The sequence below is a fragment of the uncultured Amaricoccus sp. genome (genome assembly GCF_937858865.1).
Taxonomy (GTDB): Bacteria; Pseudomonadota; Alphaproteobacteria; order Rhodobacterales; family Rhodobacteraceae; genus Amaricoccus.
Genome location: NZ_CALLYO010000021.1, coordinates 1 through 1968 on the forward strand (window position 1 = coordinate 1; position 1968 = coordinate 1968).

At 71.4% G+C, this 1968-nt stretch carries 1 protein-coding gene; it reads right to left on the reverse strand.

The annotated features are described in order from the left end of the window. On the reverse strand, window positions 1-1968 hold a 1968-nt coding region (locus Q0112_RS00385; protein WP_297970080.1), incomplete at both ends, for an FAD-dependent oxidoreductase.

A 1968-nucleotide genomic window follows, 5' to 3' on the forward strand; every position in this document is an offset into this window, starting at 1 on the left:
GCCCATGACATCGGCGTCCGCGGCCTCGATCGCGAGGCTCACCCGGCGGAGCCGGGGTCCCGTCTCCGCCTCGTATGCTGCCGCATCCCGGCCGATGAAGTCCTTGTCGAGCCGCACGAACCGCTCCATCCCGCCCTCGAAGGCGCCGTAGATCGGGCGCAGCTCGGCGAACCAGGTGGGCCAGTTCTTCTCGAGCCGCATGGAGAGAAGCGCCCGCATCCCGAAGTCGGCGACCCCCTCGGCCTCGATCGCCCGGTAGAGCGTCCTGAGATAGCAGGGCTCGACCCAGATCTCGTAGCCGAGATCGCCGGTGTAGCTCAGCCGGTTGACCAGCGCCGGCACGCCGCCGACGTCCATCGCCCGGTGGTCCATGAAGCGGAAGGCCGCGTTCGACACGTCCCCGTCGGCCAGCGCCGCCAGCACCGCGCGCGACCGCGGCCCCGCCAGCATCAGCCCCATGAGGCGCATCCCCAGCCGCTCGACGGTCACCGAGCCGTCGCCGGGCAGATGCGCCTCGAACCAGCGCAGGTGATGGATCTGCGCCGCCGAGGAGCCGAGCACCAGGAACCGCCCCTCGCCCGACTTCGCCACCGTGAAGTCGCCGATCAGCTTTCCCGCCGCGTTCAGCATCGGCGCGAGCGCGATCCGCCCGGTCCGCGGCATCCGGTTGGCGAGCATCCGCTCGAGCCAGCCCTCCGCCCCCGGGCCGGTCACCGCATACTTGGCGAAGTTCGCGATCTCGGTGACGCCCACGTCCTCGCGCACCGCGCGAACTTCCGCGCCTACATGCTCGAAATCGTTGGAGCGATGGAAGGAGAGGACATCCCGCGCCTCCTCGCCCTCGGGCGCGAACCAGAGCGGCACCTCGAGCCCCCAGGTCACCCCCATCACCGCGTTCCGCTCGCGCGTCATGATGTCGTAGAGCGGGGTCGTCTGCTGCGGCCGCGCCGCGACGAGCTCCTCGTTCGGGAAGCGGATCGAGAAGCGCCGCGAATAGTTCTCCCGCACCTTGGCGTTGGTGTAGCGCAGGCTCGCCCACTCCCCGAAGCGCGCCACGTCCATGCCGAAGACGTCGTGCCCCGGATCGCCCTCCGTCATCCAGTTGGCGAGCACCAGCCCCACGCCCCCGCCCTGGCTGAAGCCCGCCATCACCCCGCAGGCCACCCAGAAGTTGGTCAGCCCCTGCACCGGCCCGACCAGCGGATTGCCGTCCGGGGCGAAGGTGAAGGGCCCGTTGATCACCTGCCTGATCCCGGCCCGCTCCAGCGCCGGGAAGTGCCGGAAGCCCACCTCCAGCGAGGGCGCGATCCGGTCGAGGTCGGGCGGCAGCAGCTCGTGCCCGAAGTCCCAGGGCGCGGCCTTCGGCGACCAGGGCCGGCAGTCCCTCTCGTAGGTGCCGAGCAGCACCCCTCCCCGCTCCTGCCGGGTGTAGATCTCCCCCGGCAGGTCGAGCACGCCCACCATCTCCCGCCCGGTGCGCGCCCGGAACTCCTCCACCTCCGGCAGCGCCTCGGTCAGCAGATACATATGCTCCATGGCGAGCACCGGCAGCTCCAGCCCGACCATCCGCCCGACCTCGCGCGCCCAGAGCCCGCCGCAGTTCACCACATGCTCGGCGGTCACCGTCCCCTGCTCGGTCACGACGCTCCAGGCGCCCCCCGCCGCCTGCGTCAGCTCCACCACCCGGTTCCGGAGCACCACCGTCGCGCCCAGCCGCTGCGCCGCCCTGGCGTAGGCGTGCGTCGTTCCCGCCGGGTCGAGATGCCCCTCGACCGGGTCCCAGAGCGCGCCGACGAAATGCGACGGGTCCATCAGCGGGAACATCGCCGCCGCCTCGGACGGCGTGATGATCTCAGTGTCCATCCCGAGACAGCGCCCCTTGGCGTGTGCGAGCCGCAGGAAGTCCATCCGGACCGGATCGCCGGCCATCATCACCCCGCCGGTCAGGTGCAGCCCGCAGGACTGCCC